Here is a 23,213-nt window from a genome sequence, read left to right on the forward strand (position 1 = left end):
CCCGAGCTCTATCGCTGTGCGTTCCGGGCGACCGCAGCGAACTCGTCCAGCGCCCGCGCGGTCTCGTCCGCGGGGAGCGTGGGCAGATCGAACAGCACCCGCTCCACGCCCGCATCCGCCAGCCGGGCGACGATGTCACGATCGCCGGGCACGGCGTAGACGGTCACGGGGATCGGCTCGCGCCCGGCGTCGGAGGCCCGCCGCCGCAGGTCGGCGATCCTGCGGGCGATCTCCTCGACGCCCAACCCGTAGGTCGGCATCCAGCCGTCGCCGTACTCCAGCACGCGATCGAGCGTTCTCGGCCCGGAACCGCCGACGAGGATCGGGGGATTCGGGCGTTGTACGGGTTTGGGCCAGGAGAAGATCGGGTCGAAGTCCACGAAGTCGCCGTGGAACTCGGCCTGTTCCTTCGTCCATATCTCCTTCATCGCGAGGACCCGTTCGCGTAGCAGGCTCATGCGGGTCTTCGGATCGGTGCCGTGATCGCGCATCTCCTCGCGGTTCCAGCCGGCGCCTATGCCCACGACGACCCGTCCGCCGGAGACGTGATCGAGGCTCGCGATCTCCTTGGCCGCGATGATGGGGTCGCGCTCGATGAGAAGGAGGATCCCGGTGCCGAGCAGGAGCCGTTCGGTCGTCCCGGCCATCGCGGTGAGGGCCACGAACGGATCGAGCGTCCGGTAGTACTTCCGCGGAAGCTCGCCCCCCTCCTCACCCTCGGGCCACCGCGACTCCCGCTTCACCGGGATGTGCGTGTGCTCGGCGATGAACACCGACTCGAAGCCGCGCCGCTCGAGCTCGCCGCCCAGCCGTGCAGGATGAATGCCCTCGTCCGTGACGAACGTAGCGATGCCGAATCTCATAGGTGCCCCCCGAATCTCCCTCCTGATTCCTTCCCCAAAGCGGGCGCTCCGGCAAACGCGACATCCAGCCGCAAGGGACCGCCCATATCCACCAGGGCTGAGGACGCGACCGGCCGCACGATGTTCATGAGCGGGCACACGGTCGCCTTCCACCTGCGACACGTCTTCCGCGAGCTCGAGGTGACCTCGCGGGGACCTCGCGGGCGGAGCCGACGCGGCTCGTGATGAAGGCGAGCAAGTGATCAGGACGAGGCCGCCGCGAGTGACCGGTGATCCGGGGCCCTCCGGAACGGCCTAGCCGATTAGGGGATGCCGCTCGAAGTCCCGGTGCATAGCGTCAGAGGCATGGAAACCGTTGAGGACCACGCGAGCGCCGCTCGTCTCTTCATCACGGAGGCGCTCACCATGGATCCCAGGATGAGCCACGAGAAGCTCATGGCCGCTCAGGCCGAGGCCGCACTCGCGATCGCGTCGGCGCTGGACGGCGTGGCGGCGGCGGTCCGGGACGGCAGGGGCGCGTGACGGCGTTGACGCGGGGCCGGTGGGAGCGGTCTCACCGGCGGGCCGCGGTGCCGCATTCGACAGGGCATCACGGCATCAACCGAGAGAGGAAGCCGAGGGCACATGTCAACCGGCAGGGCCGAGGAAGGCCCGCACAAGGTCGTGCTCGGTACGTACGGCAGTCACGAGGCGGCCCAGCACATTGTGGACGTTCTTGCGCAGCACAAGTTCCCGGTGGAGCACGTGGGCATCGTGGGCACGGGCCTCAGGCTGCAGGAGGCCGTACTCGGCCGCCTCACCCTGGGCCGGGCCCTGGCCTCCGGAGCACTCACCGGTGGCTGGATCGGGCTTCTCGTCGGGCTCGTGTTCCTGATCGTCAGCCCGTGGGTGGCGGCATCGGTGATCTCCGCGGTCGTGATCGGCATCGTGTTCGGCCTGATCTGGGCGGCGGTCGCACACGTGTGGCGGCGGTCGTCGTTCGTCGCGGTGCCCGCCGTCGTCGCCGACCGTTACCAAGTGCTGGTCGACGCACCGTTCGCCGAGGAGGCGCGGCGCGTACTGGCCACGGCCAGGGTGGCTCCGGCCGGCAACGCGAGCCGACTGGTGTGACGCTTCGGGAGGAGATCGAGATGAGCCAGGCCACGACGGTCGACCGCGGCAAGTGGACGGAGTTCTTCGACACGCTGAGCGCGGATCACGCCGGTCACAGCGCCGCCATCGAACTGCTCGACGCCGACCTCGGTGACCAGTTCGAGACCGAGCGGCTGCCGTTCGCGTACGCCTCCTACGATCCCCGCGACGACGTGGTCGTCATCGGAGTCGGGGGGAACTCGGCGCGATTCCCGGTTCTGCTCCGCCACATGATCGACCATCCCACGGAGATCGACTTCACGGTCCTCGCCCCGGCCGAGACCGACGTCCGGATCGTCGGCGGGGACGGGACCGCGACCCTGCTGCGCCTGCGTCCGGAACCCGCCCTGCCTCCTCCCTGAGCCCGCCGGTGGACGTCGTATGGCGGCGGTCCGGTGCCGCGGGCCCGGCCGGCGCACCGGGCCTGAGCGCCTTCGGTCTACGGAGGTGTCCGCGTTCCCGACGTCGCTCACCTCCGCCACACCGTCCGTCCGAATCATCCGCTGAGACGCTCGTGGACCAGCCGGACGGCCATCGCGCCTTCGCCCACGGCCGATGCGACCCGCTTGATTGACCCGCTCCTGACGTCGCCGACCGCGAACACGCCCGGCAGGCTGGTCTCCAGGGGCAGCGCATCGTCACCGGTGCGGATGAAGCCTTTCCCGTCGAGCTCAACCTGGCCTGCCAGCCAGCCGACACAGGGGTCGGCGCCGATGAAGATGAACAGGTTCCGGGCCTCGTGGACGCGCCGTTCGCCGGTGCGGCCGTCCTCGACGACGACCGCCTCCAGCGTCTCGTCGCCGACCAGCTCGCGCACCTCGGTGCGCAGGTGGACCTCGATGCCCGGAGAGCGCTCGATCTGGTCGATCAGGTAGCGGGACATGCTCTTGCCCAGGTCACCGCCCCGGACGAACAGCCTGACCCGCTTCGCGCGCTCAGCGAGATAAAGGGCGGCCTGGCCGGCCGAGTTGCCGCCGCCGACGACCGCGACGGGCAGGTGGACGCACTGCAGCGCCTCGACCTCGGTGGCGGCGTAGTAGACGCCGCACCCCTGGAACCGTTCGAGGCCAGGGACGTCGAGCGACCGGTAGCGGGCGCCGGTGGCGAGCACCACCGTGCGGGCGCTGATCCGGCCGCCGTCGCCGAGGGCGACGCCGTAGCCGGCGTTCCCGACCTCCAGCGCGGTGGCCTCCGCGGGGACACCGAGCCGCGCGCCGAACTTCTCGGCCTGGATGACCGCGCGCTCGGCGAGCTCGGCGCCGGAGATCCCAGAGGGGAACCCCAGGTAGTTCTCGATGCGGGAGGACGTGCCGGCCTGGCCGCCGGTGGCGACCGCGTCGACGACGACCGTGTTCAGGCCCTCGGACGCGCCGTAGACGGCCGCGGCCAGCCCGGCCGGCCCCGCACCGACGATCACGAGGTCGGCGACGTCGCCGTGGGCGGCCGGTGTCGGCAGGCCGATCGCGTGGGCCAGCTCGGCGTTGCTCGGGTTGCGCAGGATCCGGTCGCCGTTGAGGATCACCAGTGGGGTGTCCTCGGGCCGGACGCGCAGCCGCCGCAGTGCCTGTTCGGCCTGCGTGTCCTGTTCCAGGTCGATCCACCGGTGCGGGAGCCGGTTGCGCGCCGCGAAGTCCCGCAGCCGACGGGTGTCGGGGGAGAAGCGGGAGCCGATGATCCGCAGCCCGGCACCGAGCTCGATCAGCAGGGAGCGCCGGATGAAATAGGCACGCAGGACGAGGTCCCCGAGCACGGGGTCCCGGGCGATCAGCAGGCGCAGGTGCTCCGCCGGGATCCGCAGGACCGCTCCCGGCTCGTCGACCACGGCTCCGACCAGCGCCGCCTGCCCGGTGAGCAGGCCGAGCTCACCGAGGAACCGGCCCGGGCCGTGCACACGGATGACCTCGTCGGCGTCGACCATCGCGACCGAGCCCTCCAGGACCACGAAGAAGTCGTAGTCCGGCTCGCCCTGCCGGAACAGGACGTCGCCCTGCCGGGTCGGGATCCGCTCGCCGTGCGCGGACAGGCGCTGAATCTGCTCGGGGTCCAGCCGCGGCCATGCGCCGTGCAGGTCAGGTGTCTCTTGCAATGTTCTTCTCCACCCATGCGCGCAGGACGGGAGCGGGCGCGGCGCCGGCCTGCCGATCGATCACCTTGCCGTCCCGCATGAGGAGCAGGGTCGGCACCGCCTGGACGGCGAACCGCTCCTGGATCTTCGGCGCCCGGTCGACGTCGACCTTCACGAGCTTGATCCGGCCGGCCATCTCGCGGGCGAGCTGTTCGAGCGCCGGGCTGACCATGCGGCACGGGCCGCACCAGGTCGCCCACAGGTCGACCACGACCGGCACGGAGGCGCGCTCGGCGACGTCGGCGAAGTCGTCGTCGCCGGCGTCGGCGATCCACGGAAGCGGCCGGTGGCAGTTCCCGCAGCGCGGCGTACCATCGGCCACCGCCGGCACGCGGTTGCGCTTGCCGCAGTGCGGGCATTGGACGGTCATCGATGCCCCCTCATGGGTTCTGGTGGGAGACCTTGAGTTCGCCGTCCTCCAGGACCACGCGGATGACCGCGCCGTCCAGGATCTCCCCGGACAGCAGCGCGCGGCCGATCCGGGTCTCGACCTCGCGGGCGATGAACCGGCGTAGTGGCCGGGCGCCGTACACCGGGTCGAAGCCCTGGCGGGCGATGTAGGCGCACGCCTCCGGCGTGACCTCCAGGGTCATCCGGCGATCCGCGAGGCGGCCCCGCAGGTCGTTGAACATCAGGTCGACGATCTGCTCGATCTCGCGCTGCGTCAGCGGCTTGAACAGCACGACGTCGTCCACCCGGTTGAGGAACTCGGGCCGGAAGTGGGTGCGCAGCGCGTCCATGACGGCATCGCGCGCGTCGGGCTTGATCTCGCCGTCGGAGGTGACGCCGACCAGCAGGTAGTCCGAGCCGATGTTCGACGTCATGATCAGCACGGTGTTGCGGAAGTCGACGGTACGGCCCTGGGCGTCGGTGAGCCGGCCGTCGTCGAGGACCTGCAGCAGCGTGTTGAACACGTCGGTGTGGGCCTTTTCGATCTCGTCGAGCAGCACGACGGAGTACGGCTTGCGCCGGACGGCCTCGGTGAGCTGGCCGCCCTCTTCGTAGCCGACGTAGCCGGGCGGGGCGCCGACCAGGCGGCTGACGGTGTGCCGCTCCTGGTATTCGCTCATGTCCAGCCGGACCATGTTCTCCTCGGTGTCGAACAGCGCCGCGGCCAGCGCCTTGGCCAGCTCCGTCTTGCCGACACCGGTCGGGCCGAGGAAGATGAACGAGCCGATCGGGCGGCGCGGGTCCTTGATCCCGGCCCGGGCCCGGATGATGGCGTCGGTGACCAGCCGCACGGCCTCGTCCTGGCCGACGACGCGTTCATGCAGCACCTCGTCGAGCCGGAGGAGCTTTTCGCGTTCGCCCTCCTTGAGGCGGCTCACCGGGACGCCGGTCCAGCGGGACACGATGTCGGCGATCTCGTCCTCGGTCACGACCTCGCGCAGCAGCCGCCGGCCGCCCTGCTTGTCGGACAGCCGCTCCTCCTCGGCCTGCAGCCTGCGTTGCAGTTCCGGCAGCAGGCCGTGGCGCAGTTCGGCGGCGCGGTTCAGGTCGTAGTCGCGTTCGGCCTGGTCGGCCTCCCGGCGGACGCGTTCGATCTCCTGGCGCAGGTCCTGCACCTTACGGAGCGCCTGCCGTTCGGCCTCCCACTGGGCCCGCATGGCGTCGGCCTCGGCCTTGAGGTCGGCCAGTTCCTTGCGCAGGTCCTCCAGGCGCGCCCGGCTGGCCGGGTCCTCCTCCTTGGACAGTGCCGCCTCCTCGATCTCCAGGCGCGTCACCCGCCGCGTGAGCTCGTCGAGTTCGGCGGGCATCGAGTCGATCTCGGTGCGCAGTTTCGCCGCCGCCTCGTCGACCAGATCGATGGCCTTGTCCGGCAGGTACCGGTCGGAGATGTAACGATGGCTGAGCGTTACCGCGGCGACGATCGCAGAGTCTTGGATCTTCACGCCGTGGAAGACCTCCAGGCGCTCACGCAGGCCACGGAGGATCGAGATGGCGTCCTCGACGGAGGGCTCGTCGACCATGACGGGCTGGAAGCGGCGTTCGAGGGCGGCGTCCTTCTCGATGTGCTTGCGGTACTCCTGCAGCGTGGTGGCGCCGATCATGTGGAGTTCACCGCGGGCGAGCATGGGCTTGAGCATGTTGCCGGCGTCCATCGCGCCCTCGGCGGCGCCCGCACCGACGACCGTGTGCAGCTCGTCGACGAACAGCAGGATCCGCCCTTCGGCGGCCTTGACCTCGCCCAGCACCGCCTTGAGGCGTTCCTCGAACTCGCCGCGGTACTTCGCGCCCGCGACCAGCGAGCCCATGTCGAGAGCCCAGACGGTCTTGTCCCGCAGCCCCTCCGGCACGTCGCCCTGGTCGATGCGCTGGGCGAGCCCTTCGACGATCGCGGTCTTGCCGACGCCCGGGTCGCCGACGAGCACCGGGTTGTTCTTCGTCTTGCGGGACAGGATCTGGATGACGCGGCGAATCTCGGTGTCCCGGCCGATGACCGGATCGAGTTTCCCGGTCCGTGCCTCGGTGACCAGGTCCCGGCCGTACTTCTCCAGTGCCTCGTAGGCGGCCTCCGGCATCGATGAGGTCACCCGCTGGTTGCCGCGGACCTTCGTCAGCTCCTCGAGGAACCGGTCGCGCGTGACCCCCTGGATCAGCCCGTCCTCGATGAGGGCCAGCACGAGGTGCTCGACCGAGACGTACTCGTCCTTCAGCCGTTTCGCCTCGCGCTCGGCCGTGTCGAACAGCCGGGACAGCCGCTGGGTCACGTACACCTGACCGGGCGCCGCGCCCGGGCCGGTGACCCGCGGACGCCGCTGGAGCCGGGACTCGGTCTCCGTGCGCAGCAGGTCGGTGTTCACGCCGGCCCCCGCCAGCAGCCGGGGGGCCAAGCCCTCCGGCTGGTCGAGCAGGGCGAGCAGGAGGTGCTCGGCGTCGACCTCGGTGTGCCCGAAGCGCAGGGCCTTGGTCTGCGCGTCGTGCAGGGCCTCCTGGGACTTCTCGGTCAGTCGGTTCAGGTCCATGATCGATCTCCGGAGCGTTGGTGAGCGCGATGTCTCTGGGCCGCCTCCAGGGCGGCGATGCGGTCGAGCAGGTCGCACACCAGGCCGACCGCCGCGTAGTTGAGCGAGAACCCGGCGCGGAGCCGCTGCACGCGCGCGAGGACCGCGAGCTGCTCGCGGGAGAACCACAGCCCGCCGGAGACGTCACGGTCGGCGTCGATGATGCCCAGCGCGACGAACCGGCGGATCAGCTCCGGGTGGACGTGGGCGTCGCGTGCGAAGGTCTCCAGGTCGACCCGTACCGGCCGCATGAGCGCGTACCTCACGGTCGCCTCCTCGGATCGAACGACGACGTGGCGGCCAGTTCCTCGAAGAGCCGTCTCTCCTCGGGACCGGGCTCGGGTGGCACTTTGATCTGGACCTCGGCGTACAGGTCCCCCGGAGTACCGCGGGGGTTGGGCAGGCCGCGGCCGCGCAGCCGCAGCCGCCTGCCGCAGGACGAACCGGGCGGCACCTTCACCTTCGCCTCGCCGCCCGGCGTCTCGACCGGGGCACTGGTGCCGAGCGCCGCCTCCCAGGGGGCGAGCGGCAGCCGTACCGTGACGTCACGGCCGTCGACGCGGTACCTCGGGTCCGGCCTGATGCGCACGATCAGGTACAGGTCGCCCGACTGCCCGCCGTCGCCACCGTGGCCGCCCTGCCCGGCGAGCCGGATCCGCTGGCCATCGGTGACCCCGGCGGGGATGTCGACGTCGACGGTCCTGCCATCAAGACCGATCGTGCGATGCCCGCCGCGGTACGCCTCGTCCAGACCGATCTCCAGCTCGGCCTCCTGGTCGGCACCGGGCATCGGTCCCCAGCCGAAACCGCCTGGACGGCGTCCCCGCCCGGCACGGCCGGCGCGTCCTCCGAAGATGCCACCGAGCAGATCCTCGAGGTCGACCTCCTCGCCCCCCGTACCGAACCCGCCGAAGCCGCCGAACCCGCCGGCCCCGGCGCCCGCACGCGTCCGCCCCCCGGCGCCGGCGCCGGCGCGGGCACGGGCCCACGTCTGCGGATCGACGTCCGGCGGCACGCGCCGGAAGTCCTCGCCGAAGGCGTCGTAGCGCTTGCGTTGTTCGGGGTCGGACAGCACGGCGTACGCCTCGGACGCCTCCTTGAAGCGGTCCTCCGCGTCGGGGGCCTTGTTGACGTCGGGGTGGTATTTACGGGCGAGCTTGCGGTACGCGCGCTGGATCTCGTCCTGGCCGGCCGTTCTGGGCACGCCGAGGATCTCGTAGAAGTCACGGGCCGGAGCCATCGGCCTGCCGTCCCTTCGAGACCACCACCTGCGCCGGACGCAGCTGGTTCTCGCCGTGGCCGTATCCGGGCCTGGTGACCTGCACGATCGTCCCCTCCGGGACGTCGGCGTCGGGAACGGCGGCGACCGCCTCGTGCCGGGTCGGGTCGAACAGGCGTCCCGTGTCGTCCTGGCGTGGATAGCCGAGCCGGGCGAGCACCGTGAGCGCCTGGTCGCGGACGGCGCGCACACCGTCGAGGAGGACGTCGGGCTCGGCACCGGCGTGCTCGATGGCCCGTTCGAGGTTGTCCACGACGGGCAGCCACTCGGCGGCGGTCCTGGCCCGCTCATCGGACCGCGAACGCTCGGCGTCGCGGCCGGCACGCTTGCGGTAGTTCTCCAGGTCGGCGAGCGCGCGCTTCCACCGGTCCTCCAGCTCGGCGAGCTTCGTCGCCAGACCGCCGTCCTCTTCTGCCGGTTCTTCCGGCCGCATGTCACTCATCGGTCGTGAACTCCGCGTCGATCACGTCCTCGTCGCCTCCGGTGGCTCCGCCACCGGTGCCCGGACCGCCGGGACCGCCGGGGCCTCCCGGTCCTGTCGCACCCGGTCCTGTCGCACCCAGTCCGGCGCCGGCCGTCACGGTGCCGAGCCCGTAGTAGACCTGCTGGAGCTCGGCGGTCAGGTTCCGGAGCCGCTCGACCGGCGCCTCTTCCTTCATCGCCTGCCGGGCGTCGCCGACGAGCATCTCGGCGCGCGCCTTCTCGTGCGTCGGCACGCCCTCCCCGAGCTCCTGGACCCGCTTTTCGACCTGGTAGGCGATGGAGTCGAGCTGGTTGCGGGCGTCGATCATCTCGCGCAGCCGCTCGTCCTCGGAGCGGTGCTGCTCGGCGTCCTGGATCATCCGCTCGATCTCGGACTGGTCGAGGTTGGTCGTCTCGCTGATGGTGACCGTCTGCTCGACGCCGGTGTCCTTGTCCCGCGCGGAGACGTTGAGGATTCCGTTGGCGTCGATGTCGAAGGTCACCTCGATCTGCGGTACGCCGCGTGGGGCGGGCCGGATGTTCTCCAGCCGGAACCGCGCGAGGACCCGGTTGTCGGCGGCGCGTTCGCGTTCGCCCTGCAGGACGACGACGTCCACCGCGGTCTGGTTGTCCTCGGCGGTGCTGAAGGTCTCCGTGCGGCGGGCCGGGATGGTGGTGTTCCGCTCGATGATCTTGGTCATGACGCCGCCGAGCGTCTCCAGGCCGAGCGACAGGGGCGTGACGTCCAGCAGGACGACGTTCTCGACCTCGCCCTTGATGACGCCGGCCTGGGCCGCCGCGCCGAGGGCGACGACCTCGTCCGGGTTGACCGTCATGTTGGGGTCCTTACCGCCGGTCATCCTGCGGACGAGCTCCTGCACGGCCGGGATGCGGGTGGACCCGCCGACGAGGATGACCTCGTCGATGTCGTTCGCGGTGGTCTTCGCGTCGGCCATCGCCGTCTGCACCGGGCCCTTGGTGCGTTCGATGAGGTCGCCGGTGATCTGCTCGAAGGTCGAGCGCATCAGCGTGGTGTTCAGGTGCTTGGGGCCGTTCGCGTCCGCGGTGACGAACGGCAGGTTGATCGTCGTCTGGGTCACCGAGGACAACTCGACCTTGGCCTTCTCCGCGGCCTCGAACAGGCGCTGCAGCGCCTGGGGGTCGCGGCGCAGGTCGATGCCGGTGTCCCGCTGGAACTCATCGGCGAGGTGATCGACGATGCGGCGGTCGAAGTCGTCGCCGCCGAGGTGCCCGTCACCGGCGGTCGAGAGGACCTCCACGACGCCTTCGCCGATGCTGAGCAGGCTCACGTCGAACGTGCCGCCACCGAGGTCGAAGATGAGCACCGTCTCGTTCGCGCCCTTGTCCAGGCCGTAGGCCAGCGCGGCGGCGGTCGGCTCGTTGATGATCCGCAGGACCTCCAGGCCGGCGATCTTCCCGGCGTCCCGCGTGGCCTGGCGCTGGGCGTCGTTGAAGTAGGCGGGGACCGTGATGACGGCCTCGGTCACCCGCTCACCGAGGAACTTGCCGGCGTCGTCGGCGAGTTTGCGCAGCACGAGTGCGGAGATCTCCTCCGGAGCGTACTGCTTGCCGCGGACGTCGAAACGTACCGCGCCGTCCGGACCGGACACCACGTCGAACGAGACCGCGTTGATCTCGCTGGCCACCTCGTCGTACCGGCGGCCGATGAAGCGTTTCGCCGAGTAGATCGTGCCCTTGGGGTTGAGGATCGCCTGCCGGCGCGCGAGCTGCCCGACCAGGCGCTCACCCTGCTCGGTGAAGGCCACCACGGACGGCGTCGTGCGCGATCCCTCGCTGTTGGGGATCACCGTCGGGTGACCGTCCTCGGTGGTAGCGATCACGGAGTTCGTGGTTCCGAGATCGATTCCGACTGCCTTGGCCATGCTCTCCTCCTAGCCGGACCTACGGAGCCCCGGCCTTCGGCGGAGAACAGCATGATCGGCTGGACGCTCGGAGCTCCTGCATCACGATGGCGTTACACCATCCAACGCTCGCCCTTCGCATGGCCGCTCGCATCCTCAGCCTTGGTAGACATGGCGTCCGCGTCTCGGCGGTGGCGCGCGGTCTTCCGGGCCGTGCCGAGGGTGGGGATCGACGCCGGACGAACTCCGCCCGGCGGGCGCTCGAGTGACGTCCTCGATCGTGTAGTGCAGCCGCCGTCGGGCGGTCGTCGTGGTGGCCTACAGCAGGAGGTCGAACACGCGGCCGACGCGTTCCCAGTGCTCGGTGTGCGGGTTCTTCAGCTTCGGATCGATCAGTTTGAACGCGCGGGCGAGCGCGACGGTCAGTCCTCCGGCGATCTGTGGCAGGTCGGCCTCGGTCTCATCCGCGACCATCAGCTCGAGCGGCGGGTGCTTGGCGAGCCGCTCGAGGAGCGACTCGAGCTCGACCTCCTCGTCGAGCTTGCGGAACTCGTGGATGCACTCCTGCAAGCCCTTGGTCACGGGTAGATCGTGCGGCTGGATGATGTCGCGGGCGTTGGCCTTGGCGTGTGCCTGGCCGATGAGGATCAGGTCGTAGATCTTGCCGTCGACGAAGTCGTCGTAGCGCTTGAGGTCGTCCTTGTCGACGTCCAGGCTCGCGGCGGCACGGAACAGGCGCTGAAACTGCGGGATGCCGGTCGGGGGCATGGGTACCACCTCCTGCCCCCAGCATCGTCCGGTGGTCCGCCTCCGGCATCCCACGACCGGACGGGTCTGAGCCGCCCGGCGGCACGGCCCGGGCGCGGCGGTCCTCGGCGCGCTTCCGCCGCCCGGCCGGCGGGGTCGGCGCGCGGTACCTTGGCGCCGGACCGTCATTGTGCGGTCCACCGTGAGCGTCACCTGAGCGCTCCGCCGGTGGGGGCCTTCCGGCCGGCCCGCGCCGGCCGGAAGGGGGACGTGTGAGCCGTCCCGCGTTGCGACGAGCCGGGCCGATGCGGCGTACGGCCGCCGGTCACGCCTCCTCGAGGACCGCCGCCACGGCCGCGGCCACGGCCCGGGGGTCGGCGGGCACGGGCACCCCGTCGACCATGACGGTCGGCGTCGCGCCGACGCCGCGCCGGCCGGCGGCGAAGGTCACGTAGGCCGCCCAGCCCAGGTAGGCACCGCCGAGCACGCAGCGGGCGAAGCCGGGATCGGTCAGCCCCACGGACCGGCCTCTCTCGATCAGCTCCTCGTCGGTCAGGCCGGGCCCGCCCTCGGGCGGCTGCACCGCGAACAGCGCCCGGGCGTACTCCCGGAACCGTCCGCCGTCGGCCGCACAGCCCGACGACGACGCGGCGCGCGATGAGTAATGATTGGTCGACAGGCGGTCCAGGAACGACATCGGGTGGTAGTCGATGTTGATCAGCTGGTCGGCTACGAGCCGGTCCAGGGTCGGCCCGGCGACCTCTTCGAACCGCTTGCAGTACGGGCACTGGAAGTCGATGTAAGTGTCTACGGTGACGGGACCGGCGCCGACCACGACGCCGTCTCCGCCGGCCGACGCACCGGCCGGAACGCGGTCCGGTGCGGGGGCCATGGGCATCCATGTGGTCACGAGGCCTCCTGAGTCCGATTGGGGCGGGCCGACCGGTGTTCTGGCATCGCACCTGGTCAAAGGCCCATGCTGGTCGCTCTGACCCTGCCCTGACGGCGTGACCTAAACACCGGCCGTGCCTTTGCCGCGCCCTTGCCGGGCTGTGTCGGCGCCCATGAGGCGTGAAGCCTGGCTCAAGTCTTGCCAGGCAGTTTGGCCCCCGCCGGAAGACGAAGTCCCGTGGAAGGAGACGGGCATCGCGCTCCGAGGGGGAACGTATGAGCGAACGAGATCATCATCCGTTCCGCGGGCCGGCCGGGGCCTGGGCTCAGCGAGCCTGGGACTGGGCGCGGCGCAGCTCACGGCGCCGAACTCCGTCCGTCCACATGAGCGGCGTCGACGACTCGGCCGTGGCGCGCGTCCCGGTGTCCGACGACGACTTCGCCGCCTACGCCGTGGCGCCGGTGTGCTTCGACACCGAACCCTCCGGCGGCTGCCGGCACCACGACCACGAGATCGACGAGTGCCCCGGCGGCGGCCCGGCCCGTCATGGGAACGATGGCCAGAGCCGGTCCGTGAATGGGGGATTGCGATGACGATGTTGGTCGACGTCGCCGTCGAGCGCTACAGATTCGTCTGCGGGCGCTGCGGCCAGACCTGGACCGCCGACTACGACGTGCAGTACGTGACCGACGACGTCGGCGCCACGTTCGCGTTCTATCGGCTCGACGGCGTGCCGGTGCCGCCGCCGACCGGAGGAGAGGTGACCTGCCCGAACTGCGGCGCCATGGGCGTCGCCGTGATCCCCGAGGGCCGGCGCGACAGCCCGCCCGCGCGCCTGGACAGCGACGAGCCGCGCGAGCGCGTCACCACCACCGCCGAGCAACGCCGGGCGTCCGTGCCGCACCTGCCGGGGCTCGTCGGCGAGAGTGGAGGACGGGCCGGTGATCGGCCGTAGCGGGCCGTCGGGCCGTGCCCATCCCGGCGGACAGCGCGCGGGACGGCGGCACCACGACCGGCGGGCCCGTGTGCCGCAGGATTCCTGCGGCACGATGAACGCCGACGGGGAAGGCGCAAGGACGACAGACGAACCGCCTCAGGGCCACGTGGCCCGTGAGCAGGCCGGCGACCGGCGGGACGCGCATGCCGGCCGCGGTCACCGGCTCGTACCGCGGCGCGGGTGCCCGCCGGGCGTGGCCGGCGCCCGGCGCGCCCCGGCCGACCGCGGGGCCTGCTCCCCTCGGCGCGATGACGTCGCGGCGCTCCGCATCTACCCGGTGCGCGGCCCGGATCGGTCTGGCGGCCGGCCGTCCGGGGTCGTTCACGGGGGCGCGTCGATCGGGACGACGCCGATGAGCTTCTTGTTGACGAACTCCTGTATGCCGAGCGCGGACAACTCCCGGCCGTAGCCGCTGTCCTTGGTCCCGCCGAACGGCAGCTCGGGCGAGGTCCAGGTCGGATGGTTGACGAACACCATCCCGCTGTCGATGTGCCGGGCGATCTCCCGGCCGTGTTCCTCGTCGCCGGTGAACACCGAAGCCCCGAGCCCGTAACGGGTGTCGTTGGCGACGGCGATCGCCTCGGCCTCGTCCCCGACGCGGAAGAACATCGCGACCGGGCCGAACAGCTCCTCACCGTAGATCGGGTTGTCCTTCGCCACCCCGGTGAGGATCGTCGGCTGCATGAATGCTCCGGTCGTGGGCACGGGATCGCCGACCTCGGTCGCCCGCGCGCCGTGCTCGACCGCCTTGGCGACCTGCGCACGGAGGTTCTCGGCGGCGGTTCGCGACGACAGCGGCGGCAGCGTGGTCCGCTCGTCCATCGGGTCGCCCGCGGTCAGCGTGCCGAGCGCCGCCGTGAACTCCTCGAGGAACTTGTCGGCGATCTGCTCGTGGACGAGCAGTCGCTTGCTTGCCACACAGCTCTGGCCGCAGTTGTGCATCCGTCCCCACACGGCCCAGTGCACCGTCGCGCCCAGGTCGGCGTCGGGCAGGACGATCAGCGGGTCGCTGCCGCCCAGTTCTAGGGTGGTCTTCTTCACCACCTTGCCGGCGCGCGTCGCGACGGCGGCGCCCGCCTCCGTGCTGCCGGTGAGCGCCACGCCCCTGACACGTGGGTCGTCGATCACCGTCACGGCCTGTTCCTTGGTGATGAACAGGTTGGTGTAAACCCCCTCGGGCGCGCCCGCCTCGCGGTACAGCCGCTCGAAGGCCAGCGCGGACTGGGGCACGCTCGACGAGTGCTTGACCATGACGACGTTTCCCGCCATCACGTTCGGGGCCGCGAAGCGGACCAGCTGGTAGTACGGGAAGTTCCACGGCTGCACCCCGAACAGCACACCCAGCGGGCTGTTGACGACGACGGCGTCCCCCGTACGCGCGTCGAGGTGGACCGGTCTCAGGAGGTCCTCCGCGTTGTCGGCGTAGTAGTCGAAGATGTCGGCCGTCAGGAGGACCTCCTCGATGCTCTCGCCGATCACTTTGCCCATCTCCAGGGTCAGGAGGCGGGCGAACTCCTCCCGCCGTTCACGCAGGATGCGTGCGGCGCGCCGAGTGATGGCCGCGCGCTCGTCGAAGCCGCGTTCGCGCCAGGTCTCGTACCGCGACCGGGCACGCACCAGAGCGCTCTCCAGCTCCGCTGCGTCGAGTTCGTCGAAGGTGGCGAGCACCTCGTCGCTGTAAGGATTCACCGATTGGTAGGGCATTTCTCTCAACCCTTTCGCCGACGGCTCACCGTGCTGCGGACGGAATGGGCCACGACGTGTGCAAGCCCGATGAGGGCGTAGGGATGTGGCGCGCCTTCTCGGCGGCACCGGGAGCCTGGTCGTCGTCGACGCGGGCGTGGGGGCCGCCTGATCTGGCGGCGACCCTGAATCAGCTGTTCCACCGTGGCATCCCCGGCGCGGTCGCAGGTCAAACCGCCGGCCGTCGCGTCGGGAGGCGCGAGGGGCGCGGCTCCGAGAGCGAGAGTTCCGGGACCCGGGTCAAGAGACGGCCACGATTCTCCAGGCCGCGCTCAACTCTGATACCCGTCCCTTTCGTACGAGACCGCCGGAAAGGTCCGGTAGAAGAAGACGCACGTACGAAAGATCGGGGAAGCCATGGCATTGCCGGTGAAGCGCGCCAGGGGCGGCCGGCTGCACGGACTGGAACCGACCGCCGTGGTATTGCGACGGGATCCGTTCGCCGATGTGCAGGAGCGCTGGCGGCGGGCCGGTCTCGACGTCGCGGCTGATCGAGTGGCGGGGCAACCTCATGGAATTTCGCGAGTTCATCCGCACGGTACAGCGCGGCGCCGGTCTCGATGCCGACGCGGCTGAACGTGCGGCACGGGCGACGCTCACGACGCTGGCCGAGCGGCTTTCCCCAGGGGAGGCGCGGGACCTTCTGGAAGAACTTCCGGCCGAGATGAAACCCTGGGTCTACACCGAGTCCGCCGCCGAACGCTTCGACATCGATGAGTTCCTGCGCCGCGTGGCCGAACGCGCCGGTGTGGATGTCGAGACCGCCGAGCGGCATGCGCGCGCCGTCTTCTTCGCACTCGGGCGGGCCGTACGCGCCGACGAGATCGACGACATCGCGGCGGAACTGCCCCAGGACTTCGAACCCCTCATCGCCGAGGCCCGGCATCGGTTCTTCACGGTGATGCCGAGCGAGGAGTTCCTGTCCCGGGTGGCGGAGCGAACCGGCCTCGACATCGATGGAGCGCGACGCGCCACCGAGGCCGTCTTGACGGCGCTCGCCCAGCGCATCGCGGGCGGCGAGGTCGACGACCTCATCCCGCGGCTCCCACTGTCGCTGCACGATCCACTCAGGCGCGGCAGGGCGGCGACCGGCGGCAGGGCGCGGCGGATGAGCCTGGACAGGTTCCTCCAGATCATCGCCGACCGGGAGGGAATCGACCGGTTCGCGGCGAGCGAGCACGCCCGGGCGGTCTTCGCCACCTTGCGCGAGGCGGTCGGCGACGAGGAGTACTTCGACGTGACCGTCCAGTTGCCGCCGGACTACTCGGTGCTGCTGCCCGTGCCGTGACGTCCGGGTACGTCCGGCGCGCCTTGCTGGTCAGCGGCCGGCGAGCAGGTCGGTCTCCGCGGCGTCGAGCAGCCGCTGGAGGTGGAGGCCGTGCCGCACGTCCAATGAGTGGGGCCTGCCGTGCTCCACCGCGTCCGCGAACTCCTCGACCATCGTCCCGAGTGCCTCGGGCCCGGTCGCGTCGCTGCAGTCGATCATGGCGGAGCCGCCCGGCCCGAAGACCTCGATCTCCGCGCGGGCGGGTAGGTCGGCCGGTGCGGTGGCCAGCAGGGATGCCTCGCTGTACCGGCCGCCCTCATGTTCCAGCAGGAGGCCGATCCAGCCGCGCGGATCGCCGTGCGCGCGGACCAGCGCCGTGTGGCCGAGGGCGGCGTCGAGGAGGTCTACGACGTCAACCCCTACGTCCATGAGCACACCCCGCCGGGCCCGCCACGCCGGCGCGTCCGAGGCCAGCGCCGCGGAGATCAGGCGGGCGGTGCCGCCGACCGGCTGCGCCCGCCTGACCTGCGTGCCGAGGTAGGTTCGAACGGCGGGCGCGTAGCGCCACGTCAACGCCACCTGGGAGACCACGTCGTCGGCGACGGTCTCGGCCAGTTCCTCCGCCCCGGCCAGTTCCTCCGCCCCGGCCAGGTCGTCGGCGATCGGCCTGCTCAGCAGTACGGCCACGTGCCGTCCCGCCGCTCTGGCGGCGAGGGACGGCTGCGCGGCGGGCGGCACGGCGAACGCGACGGCGTCGCAGTGGTCGAGCATCTCGGCGAAGCCGCCGAAGGCCGGCACCGAAAATCGCGCGGCGAGGCCCTTTGCGGCTTCCGGCGACCTCGACCACACGCCCGCGAACCGGATCGCCGGGGCGGACGCCAGCGAGGGCGCGTACAACTCGGCCGCCGAGCGGCCCGCGCCGGCCAGTCCCACCGATGTGCTCATACACCCACCGTAATCACCCCACCTGTCGTCAGGAGGCGGGCGGGCTTGTGTCCTTCACCCAGGCGGGACCTCGAGGCTTCAGGCCCACGGCCACGCGGGCCATGTGCCTTAGCCGACCGCAGCTCCCGCACCGTGGTGGGTAGGCGTGAACGACGTGGGGTAAGGGGCGGAGACCGTGCCACGTCGCCGGGGGAGCAGACCGTGTCATCGCTGTTGTGGCTGCGCCGGGCGTTCGCCACGTTCGAGGGCGGTGCGGCGCCGGTCTATGGGCTGGTGACCGCGGCCGGCGTGTGTGTCCCGCTGGTGGCGGGCCTGATCACCGGGCGTGTCGACGAAAGCCGGCTCGTCGCCCTGGGGGCCTTCTATGTCGGGGTCATCGCACCGCAGGGGCCCCAGGGCGCCCGTGCCCGCTCGATGATCATCAGGGTCGCCGTCGTGACGCTGTTCTCCTGGCTCGGCGGCCTGGTCAGCGGCCATGACTGGCTGGTGGTGGTGGTCACATCCGCGGTCGCAGCGTTCGGCGCGGCGATCCCCGAGCTGGGACCGATGGCGGCGCTGTGCACGCTGGTCGCCGCGCTGCGACCGGCGACCAGCCCGGTGCTGTACAACGGACTGCTGGAGACGCTGGGCGGTGTGTGGATCTGTGTGCTGCTGCTGGCGCCGTGGGTCGTACGGAGGCTCCGGCCGCTGCGCGCCGGTATCGCCGCTGCCGCATGTTCGGTCGCCGACACGCTCGACGATCTGGCGGGCCCTGCCCTGGACCCGGGCGGGTGGTCTCGTCGGTGCGCCACGGCTTATTCGGACCTTCATTCCGCCCGGATCGCCTACGGCCTTTACCGCTCGGGCGGCTTTGAGGAACAACGGCGACCGGCTCGGCTCATTGCGGCGATCGATCAGGTGATGGGCGAGGCAGCCGTCCTGGGTGCGCTGCGCCTGGAAAGTCGGCCGTATCCAACGGATTGGCAGGCCGAATTCGGGGGTGCCCTCACCGCCGTCGCCGACCGTTTGCGCACGTTCGGCATGGCGATCGAGACGGACACGGACGTGCCGCCCGACACCGTGGCGGCGGGCTCGGTTCCGACGGGCCGGTTGGGCGAACGCCACAGCCAGGATATCGCCGGGCGGCCCGGCCCGCCTATCGTCGCGCTGCGCCTCCACGCCGACCGGATCATCGGCCGGATGAATGCGTCGGCCGACACGGTGTGCCGGGTCCTAGCGCAAGAGCGGCGCACCGCCGGGCGACGACTGCCCGGAATCCGTGCCTGGTGGGCCCGGTGCGTCGAAGCGGTCAGGACCCGCTCCCCCCGGTTCCGGCATGCCGCACGCGTGGGTACGGCGCTGGCGCTGACCATGATCCTGGCCGTCGGACTGCACCTGTCTCACCCGCACTGGCTGATCGTCACCGTACTGTTCAGCCTGCGCGACTCGTACACCGACACGGTGCGGATGGTCCTGCAGCAGGCCGTCGGCACCACGGTCGGCGCCACAGCCGCCGCCGTTGCGCTGGCACTCGCGCCCGGGCGGATCACCCTCCTCGCCCTGATCTTCATCAGCGGCGCGCTCGGGTTCACGCTCAAACCGGTGAACACGGGCTATTGGATCGCGCTCGGCACGCCGATGACCATGCTCCTCATCGACTTCACCGCGCCGCTGAACTGGCGGGCCGGGATCCTGCGCGTCGTACTCAGTCTCGCGGGCGCCCTGCTCGCGCTGCTCTTCGCACACCTGCTGTTTCCGGCGGGGATCCAGCGGCGGATGGCCGAGCGGCTGGCCCGGCTGCTGCACACCCATGCCGTTCTCGCGCGTGCGGTCGCCGAACCGTCCAGGGGACGCGAGGCCCGGATCCGCGGCGCGGACCGGAAGGCGGCGTCGGCCGCCGCCACGCTCGAAGCGGCCGGCACCATGCTCAGGCGGAAGGCCGCGTCACCCGACGAACAGATCTCGCGCATCGGGGAGACGGGCAGAGCCGCGCGGCGGCTACGAGATCGCCTGACATCGCCGGCGTCCTTCGCCGCCGTCCCGGTCGGTGTCATCGCTACCGCCGCGCGTGAAGTCGCCGACCATCTTGACCAGGGCGCCGACGAGGTTCTCGCCCTTTCCTACCTGGGTTCGGCAATGCTGCAGGCCGACGTCGGCATCCGCGATCAACGTTCGCCGGAGCCGCCCGGCCGGCGCCGGGCCGGACTCGTCGACCGCATCGCCCCCGATCCAACTTCGGCGGAGCCTGCGGGTGCTGCAGGCACGCGCGACATGGTGTACGGGCTGATCGCTGATGCCGAGCGACTCGGGGAACTCAGCCGCGCGACGGTGACCGGCCGGCCCGGCGGAGGGTGACCGCGCGACGCATGGCGGCTTCGGCCGCGTCGATGGCAGCTCGCGAGGAACAGGGAGGTGGAGAACCGGGGAACCGGGTGCCGCCCGGTGGCGGCCGGCGCTGGGCATCTGCTCGCCGGACGGCACGCGGACCAGGTGCTGCCGGTCGATCCGGTGCTCGGCTACTTCCGCGATGAGCCGGCTCCAACGAGATTTAGGCGCTTTGCTCCAATTCAGATGTTCCGCACGGCAGTGTCGGACGAACTCCTGACGACTGAGACGGAAATCATGCCTGATTCCCGTCTCGGATTGGCGTTGGTAAGAGCAATAAAGGCTGGTATCGGGTCGCCGCTGCAGACCACAGCGGTCGCGCATGAACGAATGCGCAAGCTGGTCGCGCTGCCGGTGCTGTCCTCCGATCTGCTGTCCTCCGTCGCCTGTGGGGCGGAGGCGGTGCTGAGCGTCCTGACGCCGGCGGGCAGCGCGGTCGGCGCTGCGCCTGTCCCCTTCCGCTCACTCTGGTGCCGACCCTCCTGGCGATCACGGTCGCGTTGTCCTCTCGGCAGACAATCACCGCCTACCCCCAGGGGGCCGGGTCGTACGTCGTGGCCGGCGACAACCTCGGACCTCGCCGGGGACTGGCGGCGGGCGCCGGACTGATGGCCGCCATGTGCTCGCCGTTGCGGTGTCGATCGCGTCCGGCGTCGATGCGATCGCGTCCGCGGTCCCCTGCGGTCCGGCCGTACTCGCCGGTCCTCGGGCCGGGCGGCGATCGCCGTTTCGCTCGCGGGGAACCTCCGCGGCGTTCGCCAGGCGGGAAATCTGTTCGCGATCCGACGTACGCCGTCCCTCTGGCCAGGGTCCTGCTCATCGCGGTGAACAGGGCGCACGCCGCCGCCCGTGGGCTCGCCGCCGAGGCACGAACCGATCACCGGGGCCATGCCGAAGAGTAAAGCTTTCTCGTCTACATTGACACCGGTACGAGAGGTGGGAAACTCGAAATAGGGGACTTGCCTGCGGATATTACTATTTCCGGCAGGCGTAGGGATGATTGTCGGGGGTCGCCGACAGTCGGCGACATTACTTGGCGGCCGATATTCCATTGATCGACTAGATCGAGGTATTCGCCATGAGAGCCGTTGTCTACGAGGGACCGCGTACGGTCGGGGTCGAGGAGGTGCCGGACGCGAGGATCGAACGGGCCACAGACGCGCTGGTGAGGATCACCACGACCAACATCTGCGGTTCGGACCTGCACATGTACGAGGGCCGTACGGACCTGGAGACTGGTCGCGTGCTCGGCCATGAGAACCTCGGCGAGGTGGTGGAGGTCGGCGAGGCCGTGGACCGGGTCAAGGTCGGCGATCTGGTGTGCATGCCCTTCAACGTCAGCTGTGGTTTCTGCGAGAACTGTGAGAAGGGGCTCACCGCCTTCTGCCTCATCGCGAACCCGGATCCGAATGTAGCGGGGGCCGCGTACGGCTTCGCGGACATGGGGCCCTACAACGGCGGCCAGGCCGAACTGCTCCGCGTTCCCTACGCCGACTTCAACTGCCTCATCCTGCCGCCGGAGGCGGAGGAGCGGCAGACGGACTACGTCATGCTGGCCGACATCTTCCCGACGGGCTGGCACGCCACCGAGCTCGCCCGCGTACGGGCCGGCGAGACGGTCGCCATCTACGGTGCCGGGCCGGTCGGCCTGATGGCGGCCCTGTCATCGACGCTCAAGAGCGCGAGCAAGGTCTTCGTCGTCGACCGGCATCCGGACCGGCTCAAGCTCGCCGAGGAGATCGGCGCCATCGCGATCGACGACTCGAAGGTGGCGCCCGTCGATGCGATCATCGACCAGACCGACGGCATGGGCGCCGACCGTGGCTGCGAGTGCGTCGGCTACCAGGCACATGACCCGGCGGGACATGAGCACCCGAACCTGACGCTGAACAATCTGGTCAGGTCCGTACGCTTCGCCGGCTCCATCGGCGTCGTCGGCGTGTACCTGCCGCAGGACCCGAAGAGCCCCGACCCGCTCTACAAGGAGGGGGAGGTCGCCTTCGACTATGGCCTGTTCTGGTTCAAGGGCCAGAGCATCGGAAACGGCCAGTGCAACGTCAAGGCCTACAACCGCGAACTCATGCGCCTCATCCGTACGGGCCGGGCCCGGCCGTCGTGGGTCGTCTCGCACGAGCTCCCGCTGGCGGAGGCACCGGAGGGCTATGAGCACTTCGACCACCGGGACCCCGGCTGGACGAAGGTCGTTCTGCATCCGAACGGGCAGCCGCGCTGAGCCGCCCGCCATGTCCTCGACCGCCGGGCCAAGGCCGGCGGTCGAGCGGCCGGAGCAGCGCAGTTGAGGAAGTCGAGCCGACGGATGGCCGGAGTCGTGCCGCCGGGCGGCCGCGGTGGCCCGGTACGCCTGCGCTTCCAGCAGGCCGGCCGATATTCGCCATACCGTGTTGCGGGCGAATACGCCGACAGGCGCGGCCACTGGGGAGGGCTGGGCGGTCGCCATGAAGGCAGGTCAGGCGTCGCCGACGCGACCGGTGGCGAGACGTTCCGAGCGGATTTCCCATCACTCGCCGAGGTCGGCTCTCTCGCCGCCGAGATCGCCGGCTCGTACGACCGGTTGGACGTGCTCGTCAACAACGCGGGTGTCGGATTTCACGCCAACGGCACTACACGAGAGTTGCCGGCGGACGGCTACGAACTGCGCCTGGCAGTCAACTACCTCGCACCCGTGCTGCTCACTTGCAAGCTCCTGCCGCTACTACGCCGGGGCGCCCCCTCGCGGATCGTCGACATCGCCTCGGTCGGTCAACAGCCGATCGATTTCGACGACCCGCACCAGGAACGCGGATACACCGACGTCGCCGCCTACCGCCGGTCCAAGCTCGCCCTCATCAGCCACACGTACGACCTCGCCGAAGAGCTCGTGGGAACCGGTGTCACAGTGAACAGCCTGCATCCGGCGTTGTTCATGCCGACGGCCATGTCCGAGCGATCCGGCATGGAGGTCGTCGACTCCCTGGAAACGGGAGTGGCGGCCACTCGGCGCCTGGTGGACGCGCCCGAACTCGCCGACGTCACCGGACGCTACTTCGAAATAGACAAGGAGGCGCGAGCATCCGAGGAGGCCTACGACCCGGAGTACCGCCGACGCCTCGGCGAGCCGACGCGGGACCTGCTGAAGGATCTGTAAAGAGGATGCCGAGAACGGGGACCGGGGTGGGAACGGGCGAGTCGCAGGAAGTACAGGCCGGCGACGATCGCCAGCCCGCCGCAGACCCTGCTGACCAGCAGGCCGTCGGCGGCGACGCCCGCGACGCCGCCGCCGATAAGGGAGGCTCCCACTCCGAGAGCGATGATCCGCGCGCGGCGGGAAGGTGTGCGCATGAGTCGACTCCTTGGCGACGAGATCGTGGGGCTCGTACCCCGTACGTGACCGGCGGTGACCACGCCCGGTAGGGGCACCAGTCTGGCCGTGAGCGAGCGCGCCGCGACAGCAACGGACGTCCGGTCCTGCGATCTCGGCTGAGACCTTCGACCGGGACCCAAGCCGAAAGT

At 70.5% G+C, this 23,213-nt stretch carries 21 protein-coding genes; 9 read left to right on the top strand and 12 right to left on the bottom strand.

Annotation, left to right across the window (positions count from 1 at the left end; genetic code table 11):
• Positions 1–8: 8 nt before the first annotated feature.
• Positions 9–863 carry an LLM class F420-dependent oxidoreductase gene (locus NDW01_RS37405; protein ID WP_252829136.1) on the bottom strand — a complete coding sequence of 285 codons (855 nt, stop codon included), beginning with the start codon at positions 861–863 and terminating at the stop codon, positions 9–11.
• 345 nt (positions 864–1,208) lie between these two features.
• Between NDW01_RS37405 and NDW01_RS37410 the strand changes: the two genes are divergently transcribed.
• From NDW01_RS37410 to NDW01_RS37420, 3 genes are all read left to right on the top strand, one after another.
• Positions 1,209–1,385 carry a hypothetical protein gene (locus NDW01_RS37410; protein WP_252829137.1) on the top strand — a complete coding sequence of 59 codons (177 nt, stop codon included), beginning with the start codon at positions 1,209–1,211 and terminating at the stop codon, positions 1,383–1,385.
• A gap of 102 nt (positions 1,386–1,487) precedes the next feature.
• Entirely contained in the window at positions 1,488–1,973 is a 486-nt protein-coding gene (locus NDW01_RS37415) for a general stress protein (protein ID WP_252829138.1), read from the top strand.
• 20 nt (positions 1,974–1,993) lie between these two features.
• Entirely contained in the window at positions 1,994–2,356 is a 363-nt protein-coding gene (locus NDW01_RS37420; protein ID WP_252829139.1) for a DUF5335 family protein, read from the top strand.
• Positions 2,357–2,490: 134 nt separating this feature from the next.
• Here NDW01_RS37420 and NDW01_RS37425 read toward each other — a convergent pair whose 3' ends face one another.
• The 9 genes from NDW01_RS37425 to NDW01_RS37465 form a co-directional block, all read right to left on the bottom strand.
• Entirely contained in the window at positions 2,491–4,080 is a 1,590-nt protein-coding gene (locus NDW01_RS37425) for an FAD-dependent oxidoreductase (RefSeq protein WP_252829140.1), read from the bottom strand.
• A complete protein-coding gene (trxA, locus tag NDW01_RS37430; protein ID WP_252782033.1) occupies positions 4,064–4,489 on the bottom strand; it encodes a thioredoxin in 426 nt (141 codons plus the stop codon). The genes NDW01_RS37425 and trxA overlap by 17 nt, the downstream gene beginning before the upstream one ends.
• 10 nt (positions 4,490–4,499) lie before the next feature.
• A complete protein-coding gene (clpB, locus tag NDW01_RS37435) occupies positions 4,500–7,085 on the bottom strand; it encodes an ATP-dependent chaperone ClpB (RefSeq protein ID WP_252829141.1) in 2,586 nt (861 codons plus the stop codon).
• The gene (locus NDW01_RS37440) at positions 7,076–7,390 is read right to left on the bottom strand and encodes a chaperone modulator CbpM (RefSeq protein ID WP_252829142.1); all 315 of its coding nucleotides are present in this window, start codon (positions 7,388–7,390) and stop codon (positions 7,076–7,078) included. The genes clpB and NDW01_RS37440 overlap by 10 nt, the downstream gene beginning before the upstream one ends.
• Entirely contained in the window at positions 7,387–8,364 is a 978-nt protein-coding gene (locus tag NDW01_RS37445; protein WP_252829143.1) for a DnaJ C-terminal domain-containing protein, read from the bottom strand. The genes NDW01_RS37440 and NDW01_RS37445 overlap by 4 nt, the downstream gene beginning before the upstream one ends.
• Positions 8,348–8,845 (bottom strand): nucleotide exchange factor GrpE, encoded by a 498-nt coding sequence (locus tag NDW01_RS37450; protein WP_252829144.1) that lies wholly within the window; start codon positions 8,843–8,845, stop codon positions 8,348–8,350. Before NDW01_RS37450 ends, NDW01_RS37445 begins: the two co-directional genes overlap by 17 nt.
• Positions 8,838–10,769 carry a molecular chaperone DnaK gene (gene dnaK / locus NDW01_RS37455; RefSeq protein ID WP_252829145.1) on the bottom strand — a complete coding sequence of 644 codons (1,932 nt, stop codon included), beginning with the start codon at positions 10,767–10,769 and terminating at the stop codon, positions 8,838–8,840. The genes NDW01_RS37450 and dnaK overlap by 8 nt, the downstream gene beginning before the upstream one ends.
• 297 nt (positions 10,770–11,066) lie before the next feature.
• Positions 11,067–11,516: a DUF1931 family protein gene (locus NDW01_RS37460; RefSeq protein ID WP_252829146.1), complete on the bottom strand. Its 450-nt coding sequence runs from the start codon at positions 11,514–11,516 to the stop codon at positions 11,067–11,069.
• Between the two features lie 304 nt (positions 11,517–11,820).
• The gene (locus tag NDW01_RS37465) at positions 11,821–12,405 is read right to left on the bottom strand and encodes a DsbA family protein (RefSeq protein WP_252829147.1); all 585 of its coding nucleotides are present in this window, start codon (positions 12,403–12,405) and stop codon (positions 11,821–11,823) included.
• A 257-nt stretch (positions 12,406–12,662) separates the two neighbouring features.
• Between NDW01_RS37465 and NDW01_RS37470 the strand changes: the two genes are divergently transcribed.
• Both NDW01_RS37470 and NDW01_RS37475 read left to right on the top strand, forming a co-directional pair.
• Positions 12,663–12,980 carry a hypothetical protein gene (locus NDW01_RS37470; protein WP_252829148.1) on the top strand — a complete coding sequence of 106 codons (318 nt, stop codon included), beginning with the start codon at positions 12,663–12,665 and terminating at the stop codon, positions 12,978–12,980.
• Entirely contained in the window at positions 12,977–13,342 is a 366-nt protein-coding gene (locus NDW01_RS37475) for a hypothetical protein (protein WP_252829149.1), read from the top strand. Before NDW01_RS37470 ends, NDW01_RS37475 begins: the two co-directional genes overlap by 4 nt.
• Before the next feature lie 363 nt (positions 13,343–13,705).
• On the opposite strand, the gene NDW01_RS37480 is transcribed toward NDW01_RS37475, so the two are convergent.
• Positions 13,706–15,073 (bottom strand): NAD-dependent succinate-semialdehyde dehydrogenase, encoded by a 1,368-nt coding sequence (locus NDW01_RS37480; protein WP_252829150.1) that lies wholly within the window; start codon positions 15,071–15,073, stop codon positions 13,706–13,708.
• Between the two features lie 499 nt (positions 15,074–15,572).
• Here NDW01_RS37480 and NDW01_RS37485 point away from each other — a divergent pair, with 499 nt between their 5' ends.
• Positions 15,573–16,415, top strand: coding sequence for a DUF2267 domain-containing protein (locus tag NDW01_RS37485; protein WP_252829151.1), 843 nt, complete (start codon positions 15,573–15,575; stop codon positions 16,413–16,415).
• A 30-nt stretch (positions 16,416–16,445) separates the two neighbouring features.
• Here NDW01_RS37485 and NDW01_RS37490 read toward each other — a convergent pair whose 3' ends face one another.
• Entirely contained in the window at positions 16,446–17,339 is an 894-nt protein-coding gene (locus NDW01_RS37490) for a Gfo/Idh/MocA family protein (RefSeq protein WP_252829152.1), read from the bottom strand.
• Between the two features lie 201 nt (positions 17,340–17,540).
• On the opposite strand from NDW01_RS37490, the gene NDW01_RS37495 reads away from it, so the two are divergent.
• The 3 genes from NDW01_RS37495 (at position 17,541) to NDW01_RS37505 (ending at position 22,848) form a co-directional block, all read left to right on the top strand.
• Positions 17,541–19,673: an FUSC family protein gene (locus NDW01_RS37495; protein ID WP_252829153.1), complete on the top strand. Its 2,133-nt coding sequence runs from the start codon at positions 17,541–17,543 to the stop codon at positions 19,671–19,673.
• 1,108 nt (positions 19,674–20,781) lie between these two features.
• Positions 20,782–21,936 carry a glutathione-independent formaldehyde dehydrogenase gene (locus NDW01_RS37500; protein ID WP_252829154.1) on the top strand — a complete coding sequence of 385 codons (1,155 nt, stop codon included), beginning with the start codon at positions 20,782–20,784 and terminating at the stop codon, positions 21,934–21,936.
• Positions 21,937–22,020: 84 nt separating this feature from the next.
• Positions 22,021–22,848 (top strand): SDR family NAD(P)-dependent oxidoreductase, encoded by an 828-nt coding sequence (locus NDW01_RS37505; protein WP_252829155.1) that lies wholly within the window; start codon positions 22,021–22,023, stop codon positions 22,846–22,848.
• Positions 22,849–23,213: the final 365 nt, after the last annotated feature.

The sequence above is a fragment of the Actinoallomurus soli genome (assembly GCF_024055715.1).
GTDB lineage: Bacteria > Actinomycetota > Actinomycetes > Streptosporangiales > Streptosporangiaceae > Actinoallomurus > Actinoallomurus soli.

Excerpts from the sequence above, each read along its gene's own strand:
- NDW01_RS37405 (WP_252829136.1), bottom strand. The coding sequence starts at position 863 with ATGAGATTCGGCATCGCTACGTTCGTCACGGACGAGGGCATTCATCCT.
- NDW01_RS37410 (WP_252829137.1), top strand. The coding sequence starts at position 1,209 with ATGGAAACCGTTGAGGACCACGCGAGCGCCGCTCGTCTCTTCATCACG.
- NDW01_RS37415 (WP_252829138.1), top strand. The coding sequence starts at position 1,488 with ATGTCAACCGGCAGGGCCGAGGAAGGCCCGCACAAGGTCGTGCTCGGT.
- NDW01_RS37420 (WP_252829139.1), top strand. The coding sequence starts at position 1,994 with ATGAGCCAGGCCACGACGGTCGACCGCGGCAAGTGGACGGAGTTCTTC.
- trxA (WP_252782033.1), bottom strand. The coding sequence starts at position 4,489 with ATGACCGTCCAATGCCCGCACTGCGGCAAGCGCAACCGCGTGCCGGCG.
- clpB (WP_252829141.1), bottom strand. The coding sequence starts at position 7,085 with ATGGACCTGAACCGACTGACCGAGAAGTCCCAGGAGGCCCTGCACGAC.
- NDW01_RS37445 (WP_252829143.1), bottom strand. The coding sequence starts at position 8,364 with ATGGCTCCGGCCCGTGACTTCTACGAGATCCTCGGCGTGCCCAGAACG.
- NDW01_RS37450 (WP_252829144.1), bottom strand. The coding sequence starts at position 8,845 with ATGAGTGACATGCGGCCGGAAGAACCGGCAGAAGAGGACGGCGGTCTG.
- dnaK (WP_252829145.1), bottom strand. The coding sequence starts at position 10,769 with ATGGCCAAGGCAGTCGGAATCGATCTCGGAACCACGAACTCCGTGATC.
- NDW01_RS37460 (WP_252829146.1), bottom strand. The coding sequence starts at position 11,516 with ATGCCCCCGACCGGCATCCCGCAGTTTCAGCGCCTGTTCCGTGCCGCC.
- NDW01_RS37470 (WP_252829148.1), top strand. The coding sequence starts at position 12,663 with ATGAGCGAACGAGATCATCATCCGTTCCGCGGGCCGGCCGGGGCCTGG.
- NDW01_RS37475 (WP_252829149.1), top strand. The coding sequence starts at position 12,977 with ATGACGATGTTGGTCGACGTCGCCGTCGAGCGCTACAGATTCGTCTGC.
- NDW01_RS37485 (WP_252829151.1), top strand. The coding sequence starts at position 15,573 with ATGTGCAGGAGCGCTGGCGGCGGGCCGGTCTCGACGTCGCGGCTGATC.
- NDW01_RS37490 (WP_252829152.1), bottom strand. The coding sequence starts at position 17,339 with ATGAGCACATCGGTGGGACTGGCCGGCGCGGGCCGCTCGGCGGCCGAG.
- NDW01_RS37500 (WP_252829154.1), top strand. The coding sequence starts at position 20,782 with ATGAGAGCCGTTGTCTACGAGGGACCGCGTACGGTCGGGGTCGAGGAG.
- NDW01_RS37505 (WP_252829155.1), top strand. The coding sequence starts at position 22,021 with ATGGCCGGAGTCGTGCCGCCGGGCGGCCGCGGTGGCCCGGTACGCCTG.